This is a genomic window from Janthinobacterium sp. BJB304, assembly GCF_002735765.1.
In the GTDB taxonomy this organism is placed as follows: Bacteria; Pseudomonadota; Gammaproteobacteria; order Burkholderiales; family Burkholderiaceae_D; genus Janthinobacterium.
On the sequence record NZ_PDZN01000006.1, the window covers coordinates 19,946 to 43,546 of the forward strand.

A 23,601-nucleotide genomic window follows, 5' to 3' on the forward strand; every position below is an offset into this window, starting at 1 on the left:
CTCCATGAACATCACATTGAACAAAAAGCAGGCGATCGCCATCGCCTCCATCGCGGCCGCCGGCATTGTGCTGGCCATCCTCATCCTCGGCACGGGCAATTCCAAGACCGCGCCGTCCACCGCCGTCAAGGTGGAAGCACATGCTGAAAAGAAAGACGAACACGGCCACGAGGAAGTGGAAGGCAGGCTGGAATTGACGGCGGCGCAAAGCCGCGCGGCCGGCGTCGTCATCGCCACGGCCGCGCCCGGCCGCATCAAGACGACGGTCGCCCTGCCCGGCGAAATCCGTTTCAACGAAGACCGCACGGCCCACGTCGTGCCGCGCCTGGCCGGCGTGGTGGAAGCCGTGCAGGCGGACCTGGGCCAGCTGGTGAAAAAGGGGCAGGTACTGGCCGTCATCGCCAGCACGGAACTGTCGGAACAGCGCAGCGCACTGCTGTCGGCGCAGCGGCGGCTGTCGCTGGCCCGCTCTACATATGAGCGCGAAGAAAAACTGTGGCGCGAAAAGATTTCGGCCGAACAGGATTACCTGCAGGCGCAGCAGGCGTGGCGCGAGGCGGAAATCGCCGTGCAGAACGCGCAGCAAAAACTCAGCGCGCTGGGCGCCAGCGGCGCCGGGACCGGGGCCAGCAAAGGGCCGCTGAACCGCTACGAGATCCGCGCGCCGTTCGACGGCATGGTGCTGGAAAAGCACATCACCCTGGGTGAAGCCGTCAAGGAAGACGCGAACATCTTCGTCATTTCCGACCTGTCGACCGTGTGGGCGGAAATCGCCGTGCCGGCGAAGGACCTGGCCACCGTGCGCATGGGTGGCAAGGCAGAAGTCAAAGCCAGCGCTTTCGATGCCAGCGCGCAAGGCACGATCACCTACGTGGGCGCGCTGCTGGGCGAGCAGACGCGCACGGCCAAGGCACGCATCAGCTTGCAGAACCCGGACATGGCCTGGCGCCCGGGCCTGTTCGTCACGGTGGAAGTGGTGTCCGGCGAAGCGGACGCGCCCGTTACCGTGCAGAGCACGGCCATCCAGACGGTGGAAGACAAGCCCGTCGTCTTCGTGCAGGTCAAGGAGGGCTACCAGGCCACGCCCGTGGTGCTGGGCCGCAGCGATGGCAATCTGACGCACATCAAGCAGGGCCTGGCCGCCGGCACGCCGTACGCGGCGCAAGGCAGTTTTGTCCTGAAGTCCGAGCTGGGCAAAGATTCTGCCGGCCACGAACATTGATCACGTCAAAGCTAAGGAAACCATCATGTTTGAACGCTTGATCCGCTTTGCCATCGACCAGCGCTGGCTGGTGATGCTGGTCGTGGCCGCGATGGCCGGCCTGGGCATCTACAGCTATCAAAAGCTGCCCATCGACGCCGTGCCCGACATCACCAACGTGCAGGTGCAAATCAATACCCAGTCCGCCGGCTATTCGCCGCTGGAAACCGAGCAGCGAGTCACTTTCCCCATCGAGACGGCCATGGCCGGCTTGCCCAACCTGGAGCAGACGCGTTCGCTGTCGCGCTATGGTTTGTCGCAAGTGACCGTGATCTTCAAGGATGGCACGGACATCTATTTTGCCCGCCAGATGATCAACGAGCGCCTGCAGGAAGCCAAGGAAAGCTTGCCGGCTGGCATCACACCGAAGATGGGGCCCGTCTCCACGGGCCTCGGTGAAATCTATTTGTGGACGGTGGAAACGCAGGACGGCGCGAAAAAGCCGGACGGCACGCCCTACACGCCGACGGACTTGCGCGAAATCCAGGACTGGATCATCAAGCCGCAGTTGCGCAATGTCACGGGCGTCACGGAAATCAATGCCATCGGCGGTTACGCCAAGCAATACCAGGTGGCGCCGTACCCGGAAAAACTGGCCGCCTACGGCATCAGCCTGCAAGACGTGGTGACGGCGCTCGAGCGCAACAACAGCAACGTGGGCGCCGGCTACATCGAAAGGCAGGGCGAGCAGCTGCTGATACGCGCGCCGGGCCAGGTGGCGTCCAAGGACGATATCGGCAACATCGTCGTCGCCAATGTGCAGGGCGTGGCCATCCGCATCCGCGACGTGGCCGACGTGGTGCTGGGGCGCGAGCTGCGCACGGGCGCGGCCACGGAAAACGGCCGCGAAGTGGTGCTCGGTACCGTCTTCATGCTGATCGGGCAGAACAGCCGCGCCGTCTCGCAAGCCGTCGACAAAAAGATGATCGAGATCAACCGCAGCCTGCCGAAAGGCGTGCACGCCGTCACCGTGTATGACCGCACGGTGCTGGTCGACAAGGCCATCAATACGGTGAAGAAAAACCTGCTGGAAGGCGCCGTGCTGGTGATCGCCATTTTGTTTTTATTCCTCGGCAACATCCGCGCGGCCGTCATCACGGCCATGGTGATACCGCTGGCCATGCTGTTCACGTTTACGGGCATGGTGCAATACCATGTGAGCGCCAACCTGATGAGTCTGGGGGCGCTCGATTTCGGCATCATCATCGATGGCGCCGTGGTGATCGTGGAAAACTGCGTGCGTCGCCTGGCCCATGCGCAGCAGAAACTGGGACGGCCGCTGACCTTGCAGGAACGTTTTCATGAAGTGTTTGCGGCATCGCAAGAGGCGCGCCGGCCCCTGCTGTACGGGCAGCTGATCATCATGGTCGTGTACCTGCCCATCTTCGCGCTGACGGGCGTGGAGGGCCGCATGTTTACGCCGATGGCCCTGACGGTGGTGATTGCCTTGCTGGGTGCCATGCTGCTGTCGATCACCTTCATTCCCGCCGCCGTCGCGCTGTTTATCGGCGACAAGGTGGCGGAGAAGGAAAACGCCATCATGCGCGCCGCCAAGCGCTGGTATGCGCCGCTGCTGGACCAGGTGATGCGCAACACGCCCGTCGTGTTGACGGGCGCGGCGGTAGCCGTCGTGCTGTCCGGCTTGCTGGCCACGCGCATGGGCAGCGAATTCGTGCCCAGCCTGAACGAGGGCGACATCGCCATCCAGGCCCTGCGCATCCCCGGCACCAGCTTGACGCAATCGCTGGCCATGCAGCAGCAGCTGGAAAGCAAGCTGATGGCAAACCACAAGGAAATCGCACGCGTGTTCGCCCGCACTGGAACGGCCGAGATCGCCTCTGACCCCATGCCGCCGAATATCTCCGACGGTTACATCATGCTGAAACCCCGCGACGCATGGCCGGAACCGAAGAAGTCGCGCGAGCAATTGCTGGCGGAAATCGAAGCGACGGCCACGAGCTTGCCGGGCAATAACTATGAGTTTTCGCAGCCGATCCAGCTGCGCTTCAATGAACTGATTTCCGGCGTGCGCAGCGACGTGGCCGTGAAACTGTTCGGCGACGATATGAGCGTGCTCGACAGCACGGCGGCGAAGATTGCGGGCGTGCTGGGCAAGATTCCGGGCGCAACAGAGGTAAAAGTCGAGCAGACGACGGGCCTGCCCATGCTGACGGTGCAGATCGACCGCGAGCAGACGGCCCGCTACGGCCTCAATATTGCCGACGTGCAAGCGGCGATCGCCACGGCCATCGGCGGGCAAGAGGCGGGCACCCTGTTCCAGGGCGACCGCCGCTTCGACATCGTCGTGCGCCTGCCCGACAGCCTGCGCAGCGACCTGGAGCAACTCAAACGCCTGCCCATCGCCCTGCCCCTGGGCGCGGCGGCGGAAGGCCGTGCCCGCTTCATCCCGCTCGGTGAAGTGGCCAGCCTGCAAGTGGCGCCGGGGCCGAACCAGATCAGCCGCGAAGACGGCAAGCGCCGCATCGTCATCAGCGCCAACGTGCGCGGGCGCGATATCGGCTCGTTTGTTGCGGACGCCACGCAGCAGCTGCAGGCGCAGGTGGCCATTCCCGCAGGCTACTGGACCAGCTGGGGCGGCCAGTTCGAGCAGCTGCAATCGGCCACGAAACGCCTGGAACTGGTCGTGCCCGTAGCCTTGGCCCTCGTGTTTGTGTTGCTGTTCGCCATGTTCGGCAACGTGAAGGATGGACTATTGGTCTTCAGCGGCATCCCGTTCGCCTTGACGGGCGGCATCGTCGCCCTGTGGCTGCGCGACATTCCCATGTCGATTTCGGCCGCAGTCGGCTTCATCGCCCTGTCCGGCGTGGCCGTGCTGAACGGCCTGGTGATGATCGCCTACATCCGCCAGCTGCGCGAACAAGGCATGCCCTTGCAGGATGCGATACGCGAGGGGGCCATCACGCGTTTGCGGCCCGTCTTGATGACGGCGTTGGTGGCGTCGCTCGGTTTCGTGCCGATGGCCATTGCCACGGGCACGGGCGCCGAAGTGCAGCGTCCGCTGGCCACCGTGGTGATCGGCGGCATTTTATCGTCGACAGCATTGACGCTGCTGGTGCTGCCGCTGTTGTACCGGCTGGCGTATGCCGTAAGAGGCAGGTCGGATTAGCGGGGGCCGCCGAGGTCGCAAGCGCGTCATCCGACACATTATTGACGCTGGCGGTAACGTCGGATGACGGCCTTTCAGGCCTGATCCGACCTACCTGGCCATGCGTCGGTTCCACGGACGCAGGTCGGATTAGCTCCGAAGGAGCGTCATCCGACACCAGCACCGGCGCCAACAATATGCAGCTTAGGGCCGGCGGTAGCCGCCTTCGATCCAGTTCGCGGCGGACGTGGCGTTGAACTTGAACGCGGCCGAGGTGCGCACCTTGGCGATCTGTTCGCCGTCGGCGTCGTAGGCGCTCAGTTCCGCGTACGGGTGGTCTTCGTCGGGCACGATGTCGAACATCACCTTGATCTGCCCCTCGTCGGTGGCGACGAACACATTCTTGTGCAGTTGCGCATGCAGCTGCTGCTCGTGGCGGCGCAGCACCTCGGACGCCGTCTTGACCAGGGTATTGAAGGCGTTGACGTCGAGCGGCTTCGGGTTTTTCTTGTCGCGGCCCATGGTCCACGGGCCCACGAGGGCCGGCTCCGGTTCGCCATCCTTGATCATGGCCACGGCCCAGCCTTCATCTTCCTCGTTCTTGATCACGCGCGCCGTCCAGCCATTGCCTACCCACAGGCGCGGCTCCTGGATCGGGGCGTCATTGTCCTGCTCGGCTGCTTCGTCGGGAAAGTCGGGGAAATCGGTACTCATGGCGGTGCTCGTGATGGAAGGTCGGGGCTAGCATGATAGTCGAAAACGCCCGCCCGTGCCGCCTTCACGGCGGCATGGGTGAACGTTCAATGCTTCCGTCCGGCATCTTCCCAGGCAACTGTCAGCACATGGACATGGCAGGCCGGTTGGGCCAGGTCAGCGGCGGGCCGGGCGGTATCCAGCGCGGGTCGATGGCCGGCAGCGGCGCATGATAATTAAAAGGATTGATGATGATCGGCGGTATCGCCGATGGCGCGCCGACAGGCTCGGCGCAGGACTGCGTGGCGCTACGCTGGCGCGTGGTTCGATGGTGAAAAAGGGATAGCGATTGATCCCCGGTATCTGCAAACAAAAGCATGTTGCCCTCCTTGCGAGACTGAGGTGTTCAGTATAGGACGGCTTGCGCACATTACAAGAAAAGAAATCTTGTTCCAAATCAGTGTTTTCTGGCCGCCAGCGCCTTCCATACCGTGAAAATGACGGCCTGTCGCACGCCGCTGGCGGCAAGCGGGGCGCGCGCCTACAGTGTGACCATGCAATACCCGATCACCCACACACCGAGGCTTACCATGAAAAAATTGCTCACCTTCGTCCTCATCGTCATGCTCGCCTGCCTGTTCCTCGACAAGATCGGCGGCAGCGACATGCACATGCAGCTCAACGGCGACGAGATCGACGGACCGCTGGAGTGGCTGTTCGGCCTGGTGTTTGCCGGCGGCGGCTTGCTGATCGCCGCCATTGCGCTGGTGTGCGGCGCCGTCGTCACGGGCGTGGTACTGGCCGGCGTGGGCGTGGTGCTGATCGCCGTCGTGGCCCTGTGCGTGGCGCTGGCACTGGCGCTGAGCACGCCCGTGCTGCTGCCGCTCTTGATTCCCGTCGCCATCGTCTGGCTGATCGTCAGCCGCAACCGCAAGCAGGCGCAGACGCGTCAGCACAGCCTGTAATCACTGCGCCATGAACTTGCTGAGCACGCCGTCGCCGCCGCCGTCATTCTGTTCGATGCGGTTGCGCCCGCCCCGCTTGGCTCGGTACAGCGCCTCGTCGGCGCGCGCCAGCACGGCGTCGCAATCGGCATCGGTACCGACCATGGCGGCCATGCCGATGCTCACCGTGATGGTGAGCACAATGCCGCCATCGATGGTCAGCGAACTTTCCGCCACGCGCCGGCGCAGCCGTTCGGCAAACACGGCGGCGGCGCTCAGATCCGTGCCCGGCAGCAAGATGGCGAATTCCTCGCCGCCCACGCGGCCCGGCACGTCGACCTTGCGCAGCGCCTGGCACATCAGCGCGCCCAGGTGGCGCAGCACGGCATCGCCCACGGCGTGGCCATGCTCGTCGTTGACGCGCTTGAAGTGATCGATGTCGAGCATCAGCACGCTGGCGCAGCTGGCCAGCTCGCGCTGCAAGCGGGCATGTTCGTTTTCCAGCGACGCCATGAAGTGACGGCGGTTCGGCAAGCCGGTCAGGAAATCCGTGGTGGCCAGCTGCAGCAGTTCCGCGTTCATGCGCTTGCGCTCGGTGATATCGAGCGAAGACACCATGACGAAATCGAGGCTGTCCGCATGCCCGGGCATCACCAGCAGGCTCAATTCATTTTGCCGCGCCGCGCCGTCGAGACGCACGAAGCTGCTTTCGCACTCGTACAGGTGGGCGCCGCCAGCCAGCGCCAGCAACGCATCGCCGAAACGGGGCAAGGCGCTGTCATCGAAATTCTGTGCCAGGCTCAGCGCGCCGCGGCGCTGGTCGTCCTCGTTGGCGCGCACCTGCGCCAGCGCGGCGCCGTTCGCATCGATGATGCGCACCAGGCCCGCCAGCTTCCGCAGCGCATCCGGATTGGCCTGGAAATGGGCGCCCAGGTCGCGCACGCCCGCCTGCTCGAGCGCGTCGAGCGCGGCGCGCACGGCCGACCAGTCCTGTTCCCACAGGGCCACGGGCGCATGGTCGTACAGGCTGCGGAAACGCGCTTCGCCGGCGCGCAGGGCCAGCGCCACCTGCGCCTGCTCGATGGCCATGCCGGCCAGGTGCGCCGCCTCGCTGAGCCGCGCCAGATGCGCCGCTCCCGGCAAGGCCGGCTGGCGGTGATACGCCATCAGCACGCCGAGCAGCTTGCCCGAGCCGCCACGCACGGGCTCGGCCCAGCATGATTGCAGCTGGGCCCGGTACGCCAGTTCCATCGTTTCCTGCACATTGGCATGCAAGTCGCCCACGATCACGCGCTGGCCGTCGCGCACGGCTTGCGCGGCGATGCCATGCACGCCCTGCAGGGTGTCGAGGTCGTGGCCATGGCTGGACAGGTTGAAGAACGCGGGCAAGCTCGGCGCCGCGCCCAGCACCAGGCGGTGGCGGCTTTCATCGAGCAGCAAGATGCTGCACAGCATGGCCGGATGGTCGGCTTGCACGCTGAGCACGACGCTTTCCAGCACCCGTTCCAGCGGCGCGCCCGTGGCCAGCATTTCCAGCACTTGCCGCCGCGTATGCTCGCGCCGTTCCATCTGGCTGCGCTCGCTGATATCGCGGAAGGTCCACAGGCGCGCCTGCTCATTGCCCAGCTGCATGCTGCGCACATATTGTTCGACCACCCGTCCATCGCGCAGATGCAGCACGTCGCGCCGCTCGCGATGGCCGTGCGGCGCATGGGCGCGTGCTCCCAGGAAAGGTGCAGCCTGCTCCAGCTGGCTTTCCACATGGCGCACCAGCGCCGCGCCATCGGCTTGCCAGTCGAGCGCGTCGGGCACTTGCCACAGGTCGCGGAAACGCCGGTTCGAGGTAAAGATACGGCCATTGATGTTGTCGACCAGAATGCCGTCGATGGTCGAATCGAGGATGCTGCGCAGCATGGCCTGGCTCCGTTGCGCCGCCTCGGCCATCGCCAGCACGCTCGCCTGCCCCTGCTCCAGCTGGCCGGTCAGCTCGCTCGAGCGCGCCAGCGCCGCCTGGGCGCGGGCGCGGCCCGCCGCCAGCAGCCAGGCCGCCAGCGCCAGCACGATGCTGGCCAGCAAACCGGTCCAGGCCACCAGACGGGGCCGCGCCAGCAGCTCGCCATCGAAGCCCGGCATGGCGCGCACGCGCAAGGTCCAGGCGCGCCCGGCGATGGTGATCGCCTGCAGCGACACCAGGCTGTCCGAGGCGGCAGAGGACAAGCCGCCCGGCAGGCTGTCATACATCAGGGCCGCCTCGGCCAGTTGCGCGCCGTCATAGATTTCCAGGTCCAGCTGGCGCGCCGCCTCGCCGCCCACGCCCGCCATCAGATCGCCCATGCGGAACGGCGCAAACACCCAGGCGCGCAAGGCGGCGCGCCGCTGCTCCACGCTGGCATGCGGCAAGCCGTTGTCATACACGGGCAGCACAACCAGGAAACCATGCGCCTGGTCGCTGCCGCCATCTTGCACCAGGTGGATCTTGCCCGTCATGGCGGCCTGGCCCGTGTCGCGCGCCTGCTCGAGCGCGGTGCGGCGCACGGATTCGGACCAGATGTCATAGCCGAATGCCAGCAGGTTGCTGTCGCTTAAAGGTTCCAGATACGTGATGGGCGCATGCCAGGCCCGCTGGCCGAACGGACGCACGGCATAGCCGGGATAGCCTTCCGCGCGTACGCTGGCCTCGTGCCGCGCCAGGGCGGCGCCGGGCACCAGCGGCAGGTAGCCGATGCCGTGAATGCCGGGAAAGTTTCGGTCGACCTGCTGCACCGCCAGATAGGCATGGAATTCGCGGCGCGTGACTTCCTGCGAACTGGCATACAGTCCCTGCACCCCGTGCAGCACCTGGATATAGGTCCGCATGCGGCCGGCGATGTTGTTCACCAGTTCGCGCACGCGGAAATCGAAATCGGCCTGCACCTGCTGTTCGCTGGCGTCGTGGGCATTGCGCCAGGCGCCATACGTCAATCCCAGGCACAGCGCCAGCACCAGCGTGGCCAAGGCACGCGGCCCCACCCAGTGCGACACTGGCCGGGCAAACCACGACGAAGACGCGCGTGTAGACATGGCAGGCTGACAGGCAGGACGACATCAAACCGCGACACTGCCGGCAACATGGCTGGCAGCGGGCTGCACGATTACCATCGGTAGTCGATGAGAATGATAGTACGTTACAGCGGGCGCCCTTGCAATGCCGAATATTGTATTAAAAAGACCACATATTTCATCGATGCAATGATGTGTACTCCAGGAAAATTCAATGCCATGAAAACCATTCCCGCCGGCTGCTATGATCGCCCCGTCATCCATCATCAGGGAGCCGCGTTTGCAGCACGATAGCTGGCAGGGAACACTATGGCTGGCGCCGGATTTTGCCATCTTGCATGGCGCAGCGGGCGCCACGGACAATCACGCCCATTATGCGCACCAGCTGATGCTGAGCACGGGCGCGCCCTTCACGGTCGAGCTCGACGGCATCGTCCACACGGCGCGGCACTTGCTGGTCGAGAGCCTGCGCCCGCACGCCATCGTCGCCGCACCGGCGCCCATGCTGACCATCTATGCGGAACCGCAGCGCCTGTGCGGTGGAGCTTTGCTGGCCGCCGCCGCCCATGCTGGCGCGCCCACGCTGGAGCATGTCGCCGCCGCATTGCAGGCCCAGCCGCGCGAGCCCTTGCCCGATCCCCGCTTGCGGCGCGCGCTGGAACAGGTCGACATATTGTTGTCGGGCAAGGTCAGCGCGGCGGCCGTGGCCGGGGCCGCGCATTTGTCGCTGAGCCAGCTGGAACGCCTGTTCAGCGCCCAGCTGGGCTTGCCCGTGCGGCGGCTGGTGCTGTGGCGCCGCTTGCGCCTGGCCATCCGTTTCATCTTGCTCGGCAGCACTCTGACGGACGCGGCCCACGGCGCCGGCTTTGCCGATGCCGCGCATTTTTCGCGCACCATGCGCAGCCTGTTCGGCGTGCGCGCCGACCGCAGCTTGCGCCAGCTCGACGTCAAGCTGCTCGATTGACCTGCCGGCTACGACCCGTTGCGCAAGCCGGCCGGCAGCTCGGGCGCGCGCACGCCCTCTTCCGCGCGGAACGGCTCGATCAATTGCGCCCCATATGCGACGGGGTAGTCGGGCCGGCTGCCGATGCCCAGGTCCTCGCCCCGCATGCGGTAGCCCGGGGCGTCGAAACAGGTGCCCAGCAGGCGGTCCCAGCACGTAAAAAACAGGCCGAAATTCACGTCGCCGGCCGTGCCGTATTTCATGTGATGAAAACGGTGCAGCGGCGCCCAGGCAAACACGTGGCGCAGCGGCCCCATGCGCATGTCGACATTCGCGTGCTGCAGCAACAGCTGGATCGCCACGGCAAACGCCAGCACGGCCATGACACGCTCAGGTATGCCCAGCAGCAGCAAGGGCAGCATGCCGCCCGCCGCTTCCAGCAGAAGATGCAAGGGGTGTTTCATCCAGCCATTGAAACCATACAGGCGCTGCACGCTGTGGTGCACGGCATGCAGTTTCCACAGAAAATAAAAACGGTGGCTCAGGTAATGCACCAGGGTAATGCCGCAGTCGGCGATAAGGATGGCCAGCAGCAGTTGCGCCCCGAACGGCAGCTGGACTGGCCAGAATGCACCCAGCGCCAGGTGTCCTGCCAGCAAGGGAAAGGCAGCCAGGCCCAGCAGGTACAGCGCCTCGTTGACGAGCGCATGCACGACATCGCGCCAGCCGTCGCCGTGCGCGTGGTTCCACGCGCCGTCATACGGCAGGTAGCGTTCGGCAAGAAAGGAAGTGAGCAGCGCCAGCAGCAAGGGCGGCAAGACCCAGAGGGAGTAGTGGCACGCCGCGATCAGGCAAGCGGCGGCGCCGATGAAGCCGGCCCAGAAGACGGGGCCGTACAGCGCGGCAAAGAGGGATGTCATGGCAAGGCGCTCCTGTGGCAAAAACCACAGCATGGCTTGTCCTCCTGCCGCGCCGCTTGAAGAAACGGCGCAACTGACTTACAACGTGCTTACTTTGCAGCTTTCCTCGCCGCGTATTGCTGGTAGCCGTTCGCGCGCAGGGCGCAGGCGGGGCAAGTGCCGCAGCCATAGCCCCAGTCGTGCAATTCGCCACGCTCACCCAGGTAGCAGGTGTGTGTGCCGCTGCGGATCAGGTCGACCAGCGGCTGGCCGCCCAGGTCTTCCGCCAGGTCCCAGCTTTGCGCCTTGTCCAGCCACATCAGCGGTGTTTCCAGTTTCAAACGCGTGTTCATGCCCAGGTTCAGGGCCACTTGCAGCGCCTTCATCGTGTCGTCGCGGCAATCCGGGTAGCCGGAAAAATCCGTCTCGCACATGCCGCCCACCAGCACCGTCAAGCCGCGGCGGTAAGCCACGGTGGCGGCTACCGTCATGAACAGCAAGTTGCGGCCGGGCACGAAGGTGTTCGGCAAGCCGTTTTCCTGCATGACGATCTCGACGTTCTGCGTCATGGCCGTATCGGAAATGGCGGAAATCAGGGACAGATCGATCATGTGATCCTGACCCAGGCGGCTGTCCCACTCGGGCGACTGCCGGCGCATCTGTTCCAGCACGCCGGGACGCACGGTCAGTTCGATCGCATGGCGCTGTCCATAGTCAAAACCGATGGTTTCGACGCGGCTATAGTGCTTGAGAGCCCAGGCCAGGCAGGTGGTGGAATCTTGTCCACCGCTAAAGAGCACCAGTGCGGAGTCCGTTGCTAGCATAATTTCTTTCTTTTCAGTTTGATTCTGTTCCAATTGTGCGCGGAGAAACATGATTCCCAGCGCAAAAAATACTTATTCGTCCGCCATCAGTTTACCTATTCCGGTAACATGCAGTCAGCATTTACTCATCTGGAGCACCATGTTTTCTGCACGACCCATACGGCATACGGCTGCCGGCAAGGCGATACGACCACGAATTTTGGCACAAGTAGTGACAAAAGCAATGGGTCAACTGACACTGGCGGCCGCCGGCAGTGTCATCTCGCTGTTTCCCATCGCCCATGCCGGCGCGCAGGAGGGTACGCAGGAACGCACGCAAGATGCCGTTGCGGACAGCCCCGCCACGGAAACGGCGCCCGCCCCGCTGCAGTACGAGGTCAAGGTCAACGCGCCCGGCGACCTCGATGAGTTGCTGGAAAAAAACCTGGACCTGGAACGCTTCCGCGGCAACCCGCGCATGGACCGCGAGCAATTGCAGCGCCTCGTGCGCGATACGCCCGAGCAAGCCAAAAACCTCATCGCCACGGCCGGCTACTACACGCCCGTCGTCACGGTGCGCGTCGACACGACGGGCGCCAAACCCGTCGTCATCGTCGACGTCGATCCGGGCCAGCCGGTGACCATCGACAAGGTCGAGCTGGAATTGCGCGGCTTCGATCCCACGCCGCCGCTGGCCGCTTCCGAACCCTACGATACGGAAGCGCTGAAACGCAGCTGGGCCCTGAAGACGGGCAGCGTGTTCCGCCAGGCGGAATGGGAAGCGGCCAAGCGCGCGCTACTGCGCGAAGTGGTGCAGACGCGCTACCCGCGCGCCCAGCTGGTCGATACGCAAGCCGTGGTCGACCCGGAAACACACAAGGTCTCCTTGCTGGTGGTGCTCGACAGCGGCCCCGAGCTGCGCTTCGGCGAGCTGCGCATCGAAGGCTTGAAACGCTACGATGCCAGCATCATCCGCAACCTCGACAAGATACGCCCGGGCGACTATTACAGCGAATCGGCGCTGCAATCGTTCCAGGCGCGCCTGCAGGACACGGGCTACTTTGCCAGCGTGGAAGTCAGTGCCGACATGAGCAGCATCCTGGGCGAGCAGATCGAGGCAGGCCAGGAAAGCCAGCAAGCCGAGGCCGCCGGCGCCGCGCCAGAAGCCAGGCCCGCCAACCGCGGCCCCGCGCCGCTGTTGCCGCTGGTGGTGCGCGTGACGGAAAACAAGCAGCAGAACGTCAGCGCCGGTCTCGGTTTCAGTACGAATACGGGGAACCGTGCCCAGCTCAACTATGACAACCTCAACGTGTGGGGCACGCGCTTCAAGAGCGCGATCACCATGGAAACGAAAAAACAGGCGGCGCACGCCAATTTTTACTTTCCGACCACCGAGCGCGGCTACAACGACAGCGCGGGCGCCTCGTTCGAGCGCAGCGACATTTCCAACGAAATCACGGCCGTCACCACCATCTCGGCCAAGCGCAACTGGGGCGGTACCAACCTCGAGCGCAGCCTGACGTTCGAGTTCCTCAGCGAAGACAAGACGGTGGTGGGCCTGGAACAGACGCGCAGCAAGAGCTTGCCGCTGACCTATGCCATCACCAAGCGCAGCCTCGACAGCCTGCTGTTCCCCACCAAGGGCTATGTCATCAATGCCCAGGTGGGCGGCGCCCTGCTGCCCCTGCTGACGGACGAGCGCTTCGTGCGCGTGGCCGGCAAGGCCGTGTATTACCGTCCGCTCGGCGAAAAGGGCGAGCTGATCGTGCGCGGCGAAATGGGCGCGCTGGGCTCGAAGGAAAAACGCGGCGTGCCGGCCGTCTACCTGTTCCGCGCGGGCGGCGACCAGTCGGTGCGCGGCTATGGCTACCAGGAGCTGGGCGTGAAGGAAGGCGACGCCACCATCGGCGGGCGCTACATGCTCACCGGCAGCGCCGAATACCAGTACTGGTTCAAGCCGAAGTGGGCCGTTGCCGCCTTCTATGACGCCGGCAACGCGGCCGACACGGTCAAAGCGGCCATGACGCCGAAATCGGGCTATGGCCTGGGCGGGCGCTACAAGAGCCCCGTCGGCCCCATCAATGTCGACGTGGCGTATGGCCACGCCGTCCACGCCTACCGTTTGCACTTTTCTCTGGGATTCACTTTCTGATGTCCGATATTTCTACCGAGTCCCCCAACGGCGCCGCGCCGCCACCGCCGGCGAAAAAACCGCGCCGCTGGGTGCGCTATGTGCTGATCGCCGTCGCCAGCCTGGCCGTGCTGCTGGGCGCCGGCTTCTGGTTCCTGGGCCGCGAATCGACCTTGCAGATGCTGGTGCAAAAAGTGGCCAGCGCCAGCGGCGGCGACATCGCAGTGTCGGGCGTGTCCGGCTCGCTGTACAACCGCATGCACCTGGGCCACGTCAGCTACCGCAGCAAGACGCAGCACATCACGGCCGACAACATCGACATCAACTGGTCGCCGTTCCAGTTCTTCTCGGAAGGCATCGCCATCAGCGAACTGCACGTGGCCAGCCTGGCCGTGGAAAGCACGGCGCCGTCCGAGGAACCGTCGACCATGCCCGCCAGCCTGGCCTCGCCGTTCAAGATCGGCATTGCCGACGCGCGCCTGGACAAGGTGACCCTCGTCAGCGCGGGCGGCAACACGGTATTTGAAAAGATCCATTTCACCTTGTCGGGCGACAAGTCGCAATGGCAGCTGGAAGACGCCTCGGCCCTGACGCCGTTCGGCCAGGCCACGGCCAGCGCGACGATTGCCGCCACGCAGCCGTTCAAGCTCAGCGGCAAGGCGGGCTTGACGCAGATCAACCCTGCCGCCGGCGAAAAACCAGCCGCCCTGGCGCTGCAGCTGGGCGGCGACCTGAACGTGCTGAACGTCACGGCCAAGGGCAGCGCGGGCGCGGCCACGGCCGACGCCCAGCTGGCGCTGGCGCCGTTCGACCCCGTCATCATCCTGCACTCGGCCAACATCCGTGGCCGCAACATCAATCCGGGCAAGTTCGACGCTACCCTGCCGCAGGCGGACCTGAGCCTGGAACTCGATGCCGCCATCGATACGCGGCCCAACGCGCAAACCGTGTCGGGCAAGCTGGCCATCCTCAACCACGCCACGCCTGGCCCCATCGACCAGCAAAAGCTGCCGCTGCGCCAGTTCGAAGCGCGCCTGGGCGGCACCCTGACGGCCACGACTTTGGAGTCGGCCATCATCGATTTCGGCAACGCGGGCAAGTTCACGGGCGGCGGCAAGCTCAACCGCGACGCCGTCGATGGCCCCATCGGCAATGCGCAATTGACCTTGCACACGGACAAGATCGACTTGCAGCACATTTACAGCAGCATCAACAGCACCAAGATCGTCGGTGACATCGTGCTCGACAGCGACGGCAAGACGCAAACCCTGCGCGCCAAGCTGGGCGAAGCGAAACTGCGCCTGGACATGGAAGCCACGCTGGCCGATTCCCTGGTGCAATTGCGCAAGGCAACCTTGCAGGCAGGCAAGAGCAGCGTCAACGCGACGGGCCAGATCAGCCTGAAGGATGAGCAACCGTTCAAGGCCGTGGCCAGCACCAGCCGCCTCAATCCCGCCGACTTCGGCGCCTTCCCCGTGGCCGACCTGAACCTCGACGTGCGCGCCCATGGCCACGTGGCCCCCAAGTGGCTGGCGAACGCGGACTTCACCGTGCGCCCCAGCAAGCTGCTCGACCAGCCCCTGTCCGGCAAGGGCAAGCTGACGGCCGATGCGGCCCATTTCAGCGGCATCGACGTGCAATTGGCGCTGGGCAAGAACAACGTGACGGCCAAGGGCAACTTTGGCGGCGCCGGCGAAAAGCTCAACTGGAATGTCGATGCACGGCAGCTCTCCGCCCTGCAGGGCGACTTGCTGGGCACGGTGCTGGCCAGCGGCGTGGTGCAGGGCACGCTGCAACAGCCGCGCACGAGCTTTGTGGCCGACGCGAAAGGACTGGGCCTCACCAGCGGCAAGCGCCCCGCACCCGACAGCGCCATCCACGCCAGCGGCGAAGTGGGCTTGACGGGGCCGAAGCAGCAAGCGGAATTGAAAATGACGGGTTCCTTGCAAAAGATCAACCCGGCCGCGTTTGGCGCTTCACTGCCCAACGGCAACGTGAATGCGGATTTCAACGGCAGCGGCCGCCTGACGAGCGACTGGCAAGTGGCCCTCAACCTGGCCTTGCGCGAATCGACCTTACAAAATGCGCCGCTGGCCGGCTATGCCAAGCTGTCGGCCAACGCGAAACGCATCGACAGCGTGGATACGGAACTGCGCCTGGGGCCGAACAGCCTGCTGGCCAAGGGCGCGCTGGGCGGCGCCTCCGACCATCTGACGTGGAAACTCGATGCGCCGCAACTGTCGACCCTGGGCCCCAAGTTTGCCGGCGTGCTGCATGCGGCCGGTTCCGTCTCGGGCAAGATGGACGCGCCCGCCGCGCAGCTGACGCTCGATGGCAAGGATCTGACCTTCTTTGGCGACCAGCAATTGAAAGCCGTGAAAGGCAGCGCCAGCGTGGGCGCCGGCCAAGGCGCGCTCGACCCCATGGTCAGCAGCCTGGAGATCACGGACTACAGCACGCCCACCTTCAAGCTGGCCAGCGCCCGCCTGGGCACGACGGGCACGCGCGGCAGCCATACGGTCAGTTTGACGGCGCGCAATGACGATTTCGATGCTACCGTGCAAATCCGCGGCAGCCAGAGCGGCGCCGCCTGGACGGGCAGCATCGACAGCCTGCAAAACAAGGGGCGCTATGCGCTCGTGCTGCAAGCGCCCGTGCCCGTGAAAGTGGCGGGACCGGCCGGCAGCGGCGTGGCGGGCCTGGGCCAGCCCGAGCAGATCAGCGTGGGCAACACCGTCATCAAATTGCCGGCAGGCAGCATCACCATGCAAAACCTGGTCAAGAACGGCCCCCGCTGGACCAGTTCCGGCCAGGCGGCCGGCGTGGCCCTGACCTATCTGGCGCAAGTGATCCCGTCGCTGCAAGCCAATGCGCGCAGCGACCTGACCCTGGGCGCGCAATGGTCGCTCGACATGCAGGTGCCGACGGCGAAACAGAAAGATCCCTCGCTGGCCGGCATGCTGCACATCTACCGCGAAAAAGGCGACGTGACGGTGGGCGTGGAACAGCCGCTGGCGCTGGGCTTGCGCACCTTCGATGCCCGCATCGATGTGGCCAACCAGCAGCTGCGCCTGGCCGTGAAACTCGATGGCGCACGCGCGGGCCAGAGCGATATCAATGCCACCGTGCAAATGCTGAACGGACGCATCAGCAACGACAGCGCCCTCTCCCTGACGGGCACCACCAGCATCGATTCGCTGGCGTGGCTGGCGCCGCTGACGGGGCAGCCGGGCCTGGAACTGGGCGGCGCCTTGAAGGTGGCCCTGTCCGGCAGCGGCACCATCGGCGCGCCGCAATTGAATGGCGACATCAACGGCAGCAAGCTGCTGGTGAACTGGGCCGACCAGGGCTTGAAATTGCGCAATGGCGTGCTGCAAGCCAAGCTGGCCGGCGATCAATTGCAATTGCAGCGTTTGAGCTTTGACGGCGGCGACGGCAAGGTGCAGGCCGATGGCTGGGTACGCTTTGCGAATGGCGAAGCGAGCCTGGAACTGAAACTGATGGCCGACCGCCTGCAGGCGCTGTCGCGTCCGGACCGCACTTTGGTCCTGTCGGGCAACAGCACCCTGGTGCGCAACGACAAGCGCTTCAGCTTCGAGGGCAAGTTCAAGGCCAACCGCGCGCTGATCGAACTGGCGCCGCAGGATACCCCCACACAAAGCAGCGACGTGGTGGTGTTGGGCAAGGAAATCAAGGGCAGCAAGGAAGCGCCTTCGCTGCCCCTGAATATCGACCTCGAGTTTGACCTGGGCAACGCTTTCCACCTGCGCGGCATGGGGCTCGATGCCGACCTGGCGGGCAATGTGCGCGCCAGAGTCATCAACCGCGCCGCGCCGCGCGTGACGGGCAGCATCAAGGTTGTCACAGGTCAATACGCGGCCTACGGGCAGAAACTGTCGATCGAGCGTGGCCTGATCGCCTTCACGGGCGCCTACGACAACCCGTCACTGAATATCCTGGCCGTGCGCAAGCGTCCCGAAGGCGAAGCGCTGTCGGAAACAAACGTGGAAGCGGGCGTGGAAGTGCGCGGCACGGCACAGGCGCCGACGGCCAAGCTGGTGTCCACGCCGAGCGTGTCAGACAGCGACAAGCTGGCCTGGCTGATCCTCGGTCACGGCGCGGAAACGGCGGCCGGCGATGAAATGGCGCTCTTGACGACGGCCGCAGGCGCCCTCTTCGGCGGCTCCGGCGGCGGCTTGCAGGGCAAGCTGGCCAATTCGCTGGGCCTCGACGAAGTGGGCCTGTCGCAGGCGCAAGGACTGGAAAGCACGGTCGTCACCGTCGGCAAGCGGCTGTCGTCGCGCGCCTACCTGACGTTCGAGCAAGGCACGAGCACGGCGACGAGCCTGGTCAAGCTGCGCTACAAACTGAACCGCCGCATCACTTTGCAGTTCCAGACGGGCACGAACAATGCGCTGGACGTGTTGTATACGTGGGCGTTTGATTAGAGTGGCGGCCAACAATGTTGTCGGATTACGCGGGGCGTGCCCCCGCTAATCCGACCTACGGCCCATGTGCCTCCACGTAGGTCGGATTAGCGGCGCAGCCGCGTAATCCGACACCACCAGAAACAGCAAAGGGCGCCTCGGCGCCCTTTTTCTTGATCTGCCGCAAAGGCGATCTTACTCGGCCACGTCGAGCCCCCGCTCGATCATGCCTTCGACATACGCGCGCAGATATTGCTCCAGCGCGGGGCCGGACAGCACATTGGCCGTCAGCGCGCCGTGCGGCGAGCCTTTCAGCACGCCGTCGTGGTACACGCGCGCAATCCAGGCCACGTCCGCGCCCTGGGTGTAATCGAGTTCATAGTCGAACGATTCTCCGCTGACTTTGCGTGTGTAGACTTCCTTGACAATTGCCATCTAAAACAGCCTTTCTTGACGAGATTAGGATGCGGGTGCGGCACGGGATCGTCCTGCGGCACCGGGTGCACGGGCCCCGGATGGTGCCCGGGCGCTTCTTGCGGCTCCGGCGCCGGCATGGGTTCATCGACGGGCGCCGGGTCGGGCGCGCGGTGGGCATGGATGACGGTCATGGCTGGCCTCCCTGCAGACAAAAGAAGACCATACCACGAGTTGCGCACCGCCGCCCTTATTTGCCGGCAGGCTTGACGTCGGCGGCCGGCGGCGCCGCGTTCTTCACATATTTCTCCAGCCAGTTGTTGCTTTCATACAGCATCTGCATGATCGATTCGCGCGCGCGGTAGCCGTGGCTCTCGTTCGGCAGCATCACCAGGCGCGCCGTGCCGCCCAGTCCCTTGACGGCCTGGAACATGCGCTCGCTCTGGATGGGGAAGGTCCCCGAATTATTGTCCTGCTCGCCATGGATCATCAACAGCGCATCCTTGATCTTGTCCGCGTAATTAAACGGCGACATGGTCTGGTAGACGGCCGGCGCCTGCCAGAACGGGCGCTCTTCGGCCTGGAAGCCGAATGGCGTCAAGGTCCGGTTGTAGGCGCCGCTGCGGGCGATGCCGGCGCGGAACAGCCGCGTGTGGGCCAGCAGGTTGCCCGTCATAAAGGCGCCATACGAGTGGCCGCCGATGGCGATGCGGTTGCGGTCCGACACGCCCCGCTTGACCACTTCCTCGACGGCCGCCTCGGCATCGGCCACCAGCTGCGGCAGATACGTGTCGTTCGGCTCCTGCTCGCCATTGCCGACGATGGGGAACGATGGATTGTCGAGCACGGCGTAGCCCATGGACAGGAAGGCGGCCGGGCCCCAGTAGCTGACGGCATTGAATTTGTAGGGCGAGCCCTTGGTCTGGCTGGCGGCGCTGGCCGTCTTAAATTCCTGCGGATACGCCCACATCAGGGTCGGCAGCGGGCCGTCGCGCTTGACGTCGTAGTTCGGCGGCAGCATCAATGTCGCCGTCAAGTCCACGCCGTCGGCGCGCTTGTAGCGGATCAGCTCTTTCTGCACGTCCTTCAGTTGCGGCAGCGGATGGGGGAAATGCGTGAGCGCCGTCAATTGCGCCGCGCCCTGCTGCTTCAAGTTGCGCACATAGTAATTCGGCTGCTCGGTCGGCGATTCGCGCGTGGACAGCAAACGGCTGCCCTCCTCGTCCAGCACGGCCACCACGTTTTCATAGTAGGGGGCGGCGCTCTGGAACAGGCGCTCCTTCTGCTTCGTCGCCAGGTTCAGGCGGTCGATGAACGGCCGGTCGCCCTCCTTCGATGCGCCCTGGCCGTCGAGCAGGATGGAACCGTCAGCGGCGATGAGCAAACGCGGCAAGCCGGCCGCGTCCGCGCGCATGACGGGCTGGCCCGGATCGTTGTAGCGGTCTTCGAAGGAGCCAGCGTACACGAGGTCGGCCGGTGTGGACGGTTGATCTGGCGCAATCTTCCACTGCTTGACGGCGCGCGTCTTGTACCACGCTTCGCTGAGCAGGGCCAGGTCGCCGCGGCCCCAGGCCACGCCCGCGTAGCGCGAACCGAGCTTGGCCAGCACGGCCGGTTTGTTGCTAAACGGCGCCGCCTGCGTGTAGACGATGTCGCGGATTTCGGCCGCCCTGGCCGGATCGCCGCCGTCCTGCGCTTCGGCCCACACCAAAGTAGCGGGCGCATCGACGCGCCAGCTGACGGAACGCACGCCGGCGGACACGGCATCATTGCCTGGCGGCAGCCCTTCCTCCAGCGGCAGGGCCGCCACCGCGTGCTCCACCTTGCCATTGAGGTCGCGCACGTCGATCTTGTGGCCGAAATCATGCGCCGGCACGATGTAGGAATACGGACGCACGATGCTGGTCGTCAGCAGGTGCTTGCCATCGGGTGAGGCCGACACGCGCGAGAACTGGCCCGGCTGGCCGACCAGGCGCTGCTTGCCCGCCACGTCCAGCAAGGCCAGCTGCACCGTGATGTAGTGTTCGAACAGCTGCGCATCCTGTTCGTTTTTCAGCAAGTCCGGATAGGTGCGCAATTGCTTGACGCCGCCGCCCGGCACGCTGTCCTGGATGGACGGGCCCGTCGGGATGCCGCTGGCCACGGGCGCCGCGCCGAGCTTGGCCGGCTTCAGCTGCACCAGCAAGGTCTTGCTGTCTGGCATCCAGGAAAAGCCGCGGCCATACACGGCCGACAGGGGGGTGCTGGACAGCTTGCGCGCCGCCTTCGTCTGCACGTCGAGCAGCCACAGTTCCACGCCCGACTCCTTCACGCCCCTGGCGGGATCGGCAAAGGCGATGTGCGTAAAGGCCAGGTAGCGCTGGTCAGGCGACCAGGCCAGATCGGCGATGCGGGGTGCCGCCGGCAGGCCGCTGACCTTGATTTCCTTCTGCGTATCGATGTCGAGCAAGCCCAGCCCCGTGTGGAAACTGAAGCGGCTGGCCGAATACGTGCGCGGATTGATGCGCAAGCCCGCCAGCTTCAGTTCCGGCTGCGCCACTTCGCCGATACCGGGCAGGGATGGCGTGGGCAGCACGGCGGCCAGGTTGCGTTTCGGGCTCAGGCTCAGGGTCGGCGCGCGCGGCGCATCGACGATGGCTTGCAGGGGCGCGGGCGGGGCTTGATAAGCGCCATCTTGCGCCATGGCCAGGGAAGACGAGGCCATCAAGCCGACAGTGATGGGCAGCAAAGGCAAACGTGTAGACATGGAACTCCAGTGTATGAAGGTGGTGACAACAAGCGAGCGCACCGCGCCGCTCATGGCGGCGCTTTGTGACAGGGCATAGTGCGTTCAGGCCAAGTAAATGTCAACCAGCAACTTTTACCGTTTGACAAGCATCGCCGCCCATCCCCATCTGGCTTACAATCGCTGTTTTACCCGCACCCGATTGCCTACATGGAAACCACTACCCTCGCCCTGCTGTTCCTGGTCCCGCTGCTGGTCTGGCGCATTTATTCGCGCCTGAAGAAACTGGTGGCGCGCCAGAAGTCGCAGCTGTGGCGGCACTGGAGCGTGGCGGTCGCGTTTCCCGCGCTGCTGCTGTTCCTGGCGACGACGACGAAATTCGAGCTGCTGCCCCTGTCGAGCCTGGGCGCGGCCGCGCTGGGCGGCGGCTGGCTCGGTGTGCTGGGCCTGAAGCTGACGCGTTTCGAGCAAGTCGGCAAGGATTTCTTTTTTACCCAGCACCGCTATCTGGGCCTGGCCATCACGATGCTGTTCATCGCCCGTTTGCTGTACCGCGGCATGGAAATCTACCTGAACACGCGCCTGGACGTGCCCGTGCCGCCGCCGCCGTTCGGACAGAGCCCGCTGACCATGGCCGCCTACGGCCTCGTCATCGGCTACTACGCCGTGTATGCGTGGGGCCTCGTGCGCTGGCGCCAGCGCAACAAGCCGCTGCAAGCCGCCGAATAACTCAGTAGTACTGGCACAGGCCAGTACACGTCGTCACCGACAGCGCCTGGCGTATCGTCGCCAGCACCGGCGCCAGGACCGGATCGATATCCTTGTCCGCATCGGCCAGGCTGGCCAGCAAACGCTCGCGCAAGGGCGGCGCCATCAGATTGGCATTCGCCGTGGCGTGCTGGGCCGCCGCTTCCAGCATCCGCTTCTTTTGCGCCACGTTCCAGAACGGCACTTGCACGAACTGCACCACGCTCGTGAAAACAATGGCCGTGTTCTTGCTGAACGCCCGCGCGCGCAGACGCTCGGGCCCGCTCACCGCATCGGCCGGCTGGGCGCTGAATTCCTGCTCCATCAGTCCGATCAAATGGCCATGGCAATGCATGCTGAAAGCAAACAAGCTGCTCATTTCATCACCATAATTGGCCAGGTTCTGCGTCACTTGTTCCTTGCGCGCCTGCTGCAGCTCGGCGCCGGACAGCGGCAACGGCCGTTCCAGGCCAAACGCATAGTATGTTTTGCCCAGCCGCATGGCCTTTTCGCACACGGCCACGCTTTCGTTCACGTCCTGCAGCGCCGCGACGGGCGCCTGGAACAGGCGCGGGCCGTCGGCGATCTGCGCAAACAGCTGCGCCACGCCAGGGTCGCCCAGGCGCGGCAAGCCGCTGTGCGGCGTCGCCTTGGCCATCAGCGTTTCCAGCTGGCCGCTGGCCTGCTGGAAATCGGTGTAGCTGTCGGCCCAGGCGGCGGGCGCCACGAGGGCGGAGGAAAGGCAGAACAGGCGGCCGAGGCGGCCGAGGCGGCGCAGCGGCATGGAAATCAAGAAGGACATGGGATCAGGAAAGCACTATTGGAAAATTGGCAATTATAGGCAATTTGTATCCACAGTGCATTTAATTGCTTTTTACACCACATTTCTCCAGGCGATGATGGTGACGCGCGGCCAGCGCGCCGCATAATCCTTGCTGGCCAGGCGCTGCGCATAGCCGTCTTCGCTGATGCGCGCCGGGTTGCGCCGGATCACCATATTGAACAAGTCATCGAGGCCATGCGGCGCGACGATGCCGATCTCGCCGTCAGGCTGCAGATAGATGCCGACAGCCGTGGCGAACTCGGGCCAGGAAGCGATGGCGTCATCGAGCGACAGCAAGGGCGGCACGGCGTAGCCAAACTCGTCTTCAAACCACAGGTGCACCCGGGCCTGGTTGCACACTTCCCACGGCACGCCGGGCAGCGCCGTTTCCAGGCGCTGGCGCAGCCGCACCTCGCTTTCCGCAAGCACATCGTGCGCGTCGAAATACGCCACATCGACGTCGTTCAATGCCGACGGTTGGGTGAAACCGTGCAAGGCGTCCCACACGAGCTTGCGCACGGCGCCGGCGCCGATGCAGCAGTGGGGCAAGCCCAGTTGCGCCACGGCGTCCAGGGCCTGCATGCACCATGGCGTGGCGCGGGCGATGGCGCGCAGGCGCGCGGCCAGCGCTTCCTGCGTGCTCATT

At 64.9% G+C, this 23,601-nt stretch carries 16 protein-coding genes; 7 read left to right on the plus strand and 9 right to left on the minus strand.

What is annotated here, in order from left to right; genetic code table 11:
• Window positions 1–4 precede the first annotated feature (4 nt).
• Both CSQ95_RS08730 and CSQ95_RS08735 read left to right on the plus strand, forming a co-directional pair.
• Complete coding sequence (locus CSQ95_RS08730) at window positions 5–1,222, plus strand: efflux RND transporter periplasmic adaptor subunit (RefSeq protein ID WP_099409214.1); 1,218 nt, start codon at window positions 5–7, stop codon at window positions 1,220–1,222.
• 25 nt (window positions 1,223–1,247) lie between these two features.
• Complete coding sequence (locus CSQ95_RS08735) at window positions 1,248–4,388, plus strand: efflux RND transporter permease subunit (protein ID WP_099409215.1); 3,141 nt, start codon at window positions 1,248–1,250, stop codon at window positions 4,386–4,388.
• 183 nt (window positions 4,389–4,571) lie between these two features.
• Here CSQ95_RS08735 and CSQ95_RS08740 read toward each other — a convergent pair whose 3' ends face one another.
• Together CSQ95_RS08740 and CSQ95_RS29040 are read right to left on the minus strand one after the other, a co-directional pair.
• Entirely contained in the window at window positions 4,572–5,081 is a 510-nt protein-coding gene (locus CSQ95_RS08740) for a hypothetical protein (protein ID WP_099409216.1), read from the minus strand.
• A 121-nt stretch (window positions 5,082–5,202) separates the two neighbouring features.
• A complete protein-coding gene (locus tag CSQ95_RS29040) occupies window positions 5,203–5,439 on the minus strand; it encodes a hypothetical protein (protein ID WP_143449926.1) in 237 nt (78 codons plus the stop codon).
• Between the two features lie 211 nt (window positions 5,440–5,650).
• Here CSQ95_RS29040 and CSQ95_RS08750 point away from each other — a divergent pair, with 211 nt between their 5' ends.
• Window positions 5,651–6,025, plus strand: a complete 375-nt coding sequence (locus CSQ95_RS08750) for a hypothetical protein (protein WP_099409218.1) — start codon at window positions 5,651–5,653, stop codon at window positions 6,023–6,025.
• Here the strand turns inward: CSQ95_RS08750 and CSQ95_RS08755 are convergent, their stop codons facing one another.
• Window positions 6,026–9,064: a CHASE domain-containing protein gene (locus CSQ95_RS08755; RefSeq protein WP_257217996.1), complete on the minus strand. Its 3,039-nt coding sequence runs from the start codon at window positions 9,062–9,064 to the stop codon at window positions 6,026–6,028.
• A 259-nt stretch (window positions 9,065–9,323) separates the two neighbouring features.
• Between CSQ95_RS08755 and CSQ95_RS08760 the strand changes: the two genes are divergently transcribed.
• Window positions 9,324–10,007: an AraC family transcriptional regulator gene (locus CSQ95_RS08760; RefSeq protein ID WP_218963593.1), complete on the plus strand. Its 684-nt coding sequence runs from the start codon at window positions 9,324–9,326 to the stop codon at window positions 10,005–10,007.
• Between the two features lie 8 nt (window positions 10,008–10,015).
• Here CSQ95_RS08760 and CSQ95_RS08765 read toward each other — a convergent pair whose 3' ends face one another.
• Complete coding sequence (locus CSQ95_RS08765) at window positions 10,016–10,906, minus strand: sterol desaturase family protein (protein WP_099409332.1); 891 nt, start codon at window positions 10,904–10,906, stop codon at window positions 10,016–10,018.
• A gap of 89 nt (window positions 10,907–10,995) precedes the next feature.
• The gene (queC, locus tag CSQ95_RS08770; protein ID WP_099409333.1) at window positions 10,996–11,709 is read right to left on the minus strand and encodes a 7-cyano-7-deazaguanine synthase QueC; all 714 of its coding nucleotides are present in this window, start codon (window positions 11,707–11,709) and stop codon (window positions 10,996–10,998) included.
• A 223-nt stretch (window positions 11,710–11,932) separates the two neighbouring features.
• Here queC and CSQ95_RS08775 point away from each other — a divergent pair, with 223 nt between their 5' ends.
• Both CSQ95_RS08775 and CSQ95_RS08780 read left to right on the plus strand, forming a co-directional pair.
• Window positions 11,933–13,840 carry an autotransporter assembly complex family protein gene (locus tag CSQ95_RS08775; RefSeq protein ID WP_099409220.1) on the plus strand — a complete coding sequence of 636 codons (1,908 nt, stop codon included), beginning with the start codon at window positions 11,933–11,935 and terminating at the stop codon, window positions 13,838–13,840.
• Window positions 13,840–18,267, plus strand: coding sequence for a translocation/assembly module TamB domain-containing protein (locus tag CSQ95_RS08780; protein WP_099409221.1), 4,428 nt, complete (start codon window positions 13,840–13,842; stop codon window positions 18,265–18,267). Before CSQ95_RS08775 ends, CSQ95_RS08780 begins: the two co-directional genes overlap by 1 nt.
• Window positions 18,268–18,441: 174 nt before the next feature.
• On the opposite strand, the gene CSQ95_RS29640 is transcribed toward CSQ95_RS08780, so the two are convergent.
• Window positions 18,442–18,681, minus strand: coding sequence for a hypothetical protein (locus tag CSQ95_RS29640; RefSeq protein ID WP_034753464.1), 240 nt, complete (start codon window positions 18,679–18,681; stop codon window positions 18,442–18,444).
• Between the two features lie 229 nt (window positions 18,682–18,910).
• Window positions 18,911–21,406, minus strand: a complete 2,496-nt coding sequence (locus tag CSQ95_RS08790) for a S9 family peptidase (RefSeq protein WP_180279000.1) — start codon at window positions 21,404–21,406, stop codon at window positions 18,911–18,913.
• Between the two features lie 189 nt (window positions 21,407–21,595).
• Between CSQ95_RS08790 and CSQ95_RS08795 the strand changes: the two genes are divergently transcribed.
• Entirely contained in the window at window positions 21,596–22,114 is a 519-nt protein-coding gene (locus tag CSQ95_RS08795; protein ID WP_099409223.1) for a hypothetical protein, read from the plus strand.
• 1 nt (window position 22,115) lies between these two features.
• Here the strand turns inward: CSQ95_RS08795 and CSQ95_RS08800 are convergent, their stop codons facing one another.
• Together CSQ95_RS08800 and CSQ95_RS08805 are read right to left on the minus strand one after the other, a co-directional pair.
• Entirely contained in the window at window positions 22,116–22,934 is an 819-nt protein-coding gene (locus tag CSQ95_RS08800; protein WP_099409224.1) for a hypothetical protein, read from the minus strand.
• Between the two features lie 72 nt (window positions 22,935–23,006).
• The gene (locus CSQ95_RS08805) at window positions 23,007–23,600 is read right to left on the minus strand and encodes a nucleotidyltransferase family protein (protein ID WP_099409225.1); all 594 of its coding nucleotides are present in this window, start codon (window positions 23,598–23,600) and stop codon (window positions 23,007–23,009) included.
• Between the last annotated feature and the right edge of the window lies 1 nt (window position 23,601).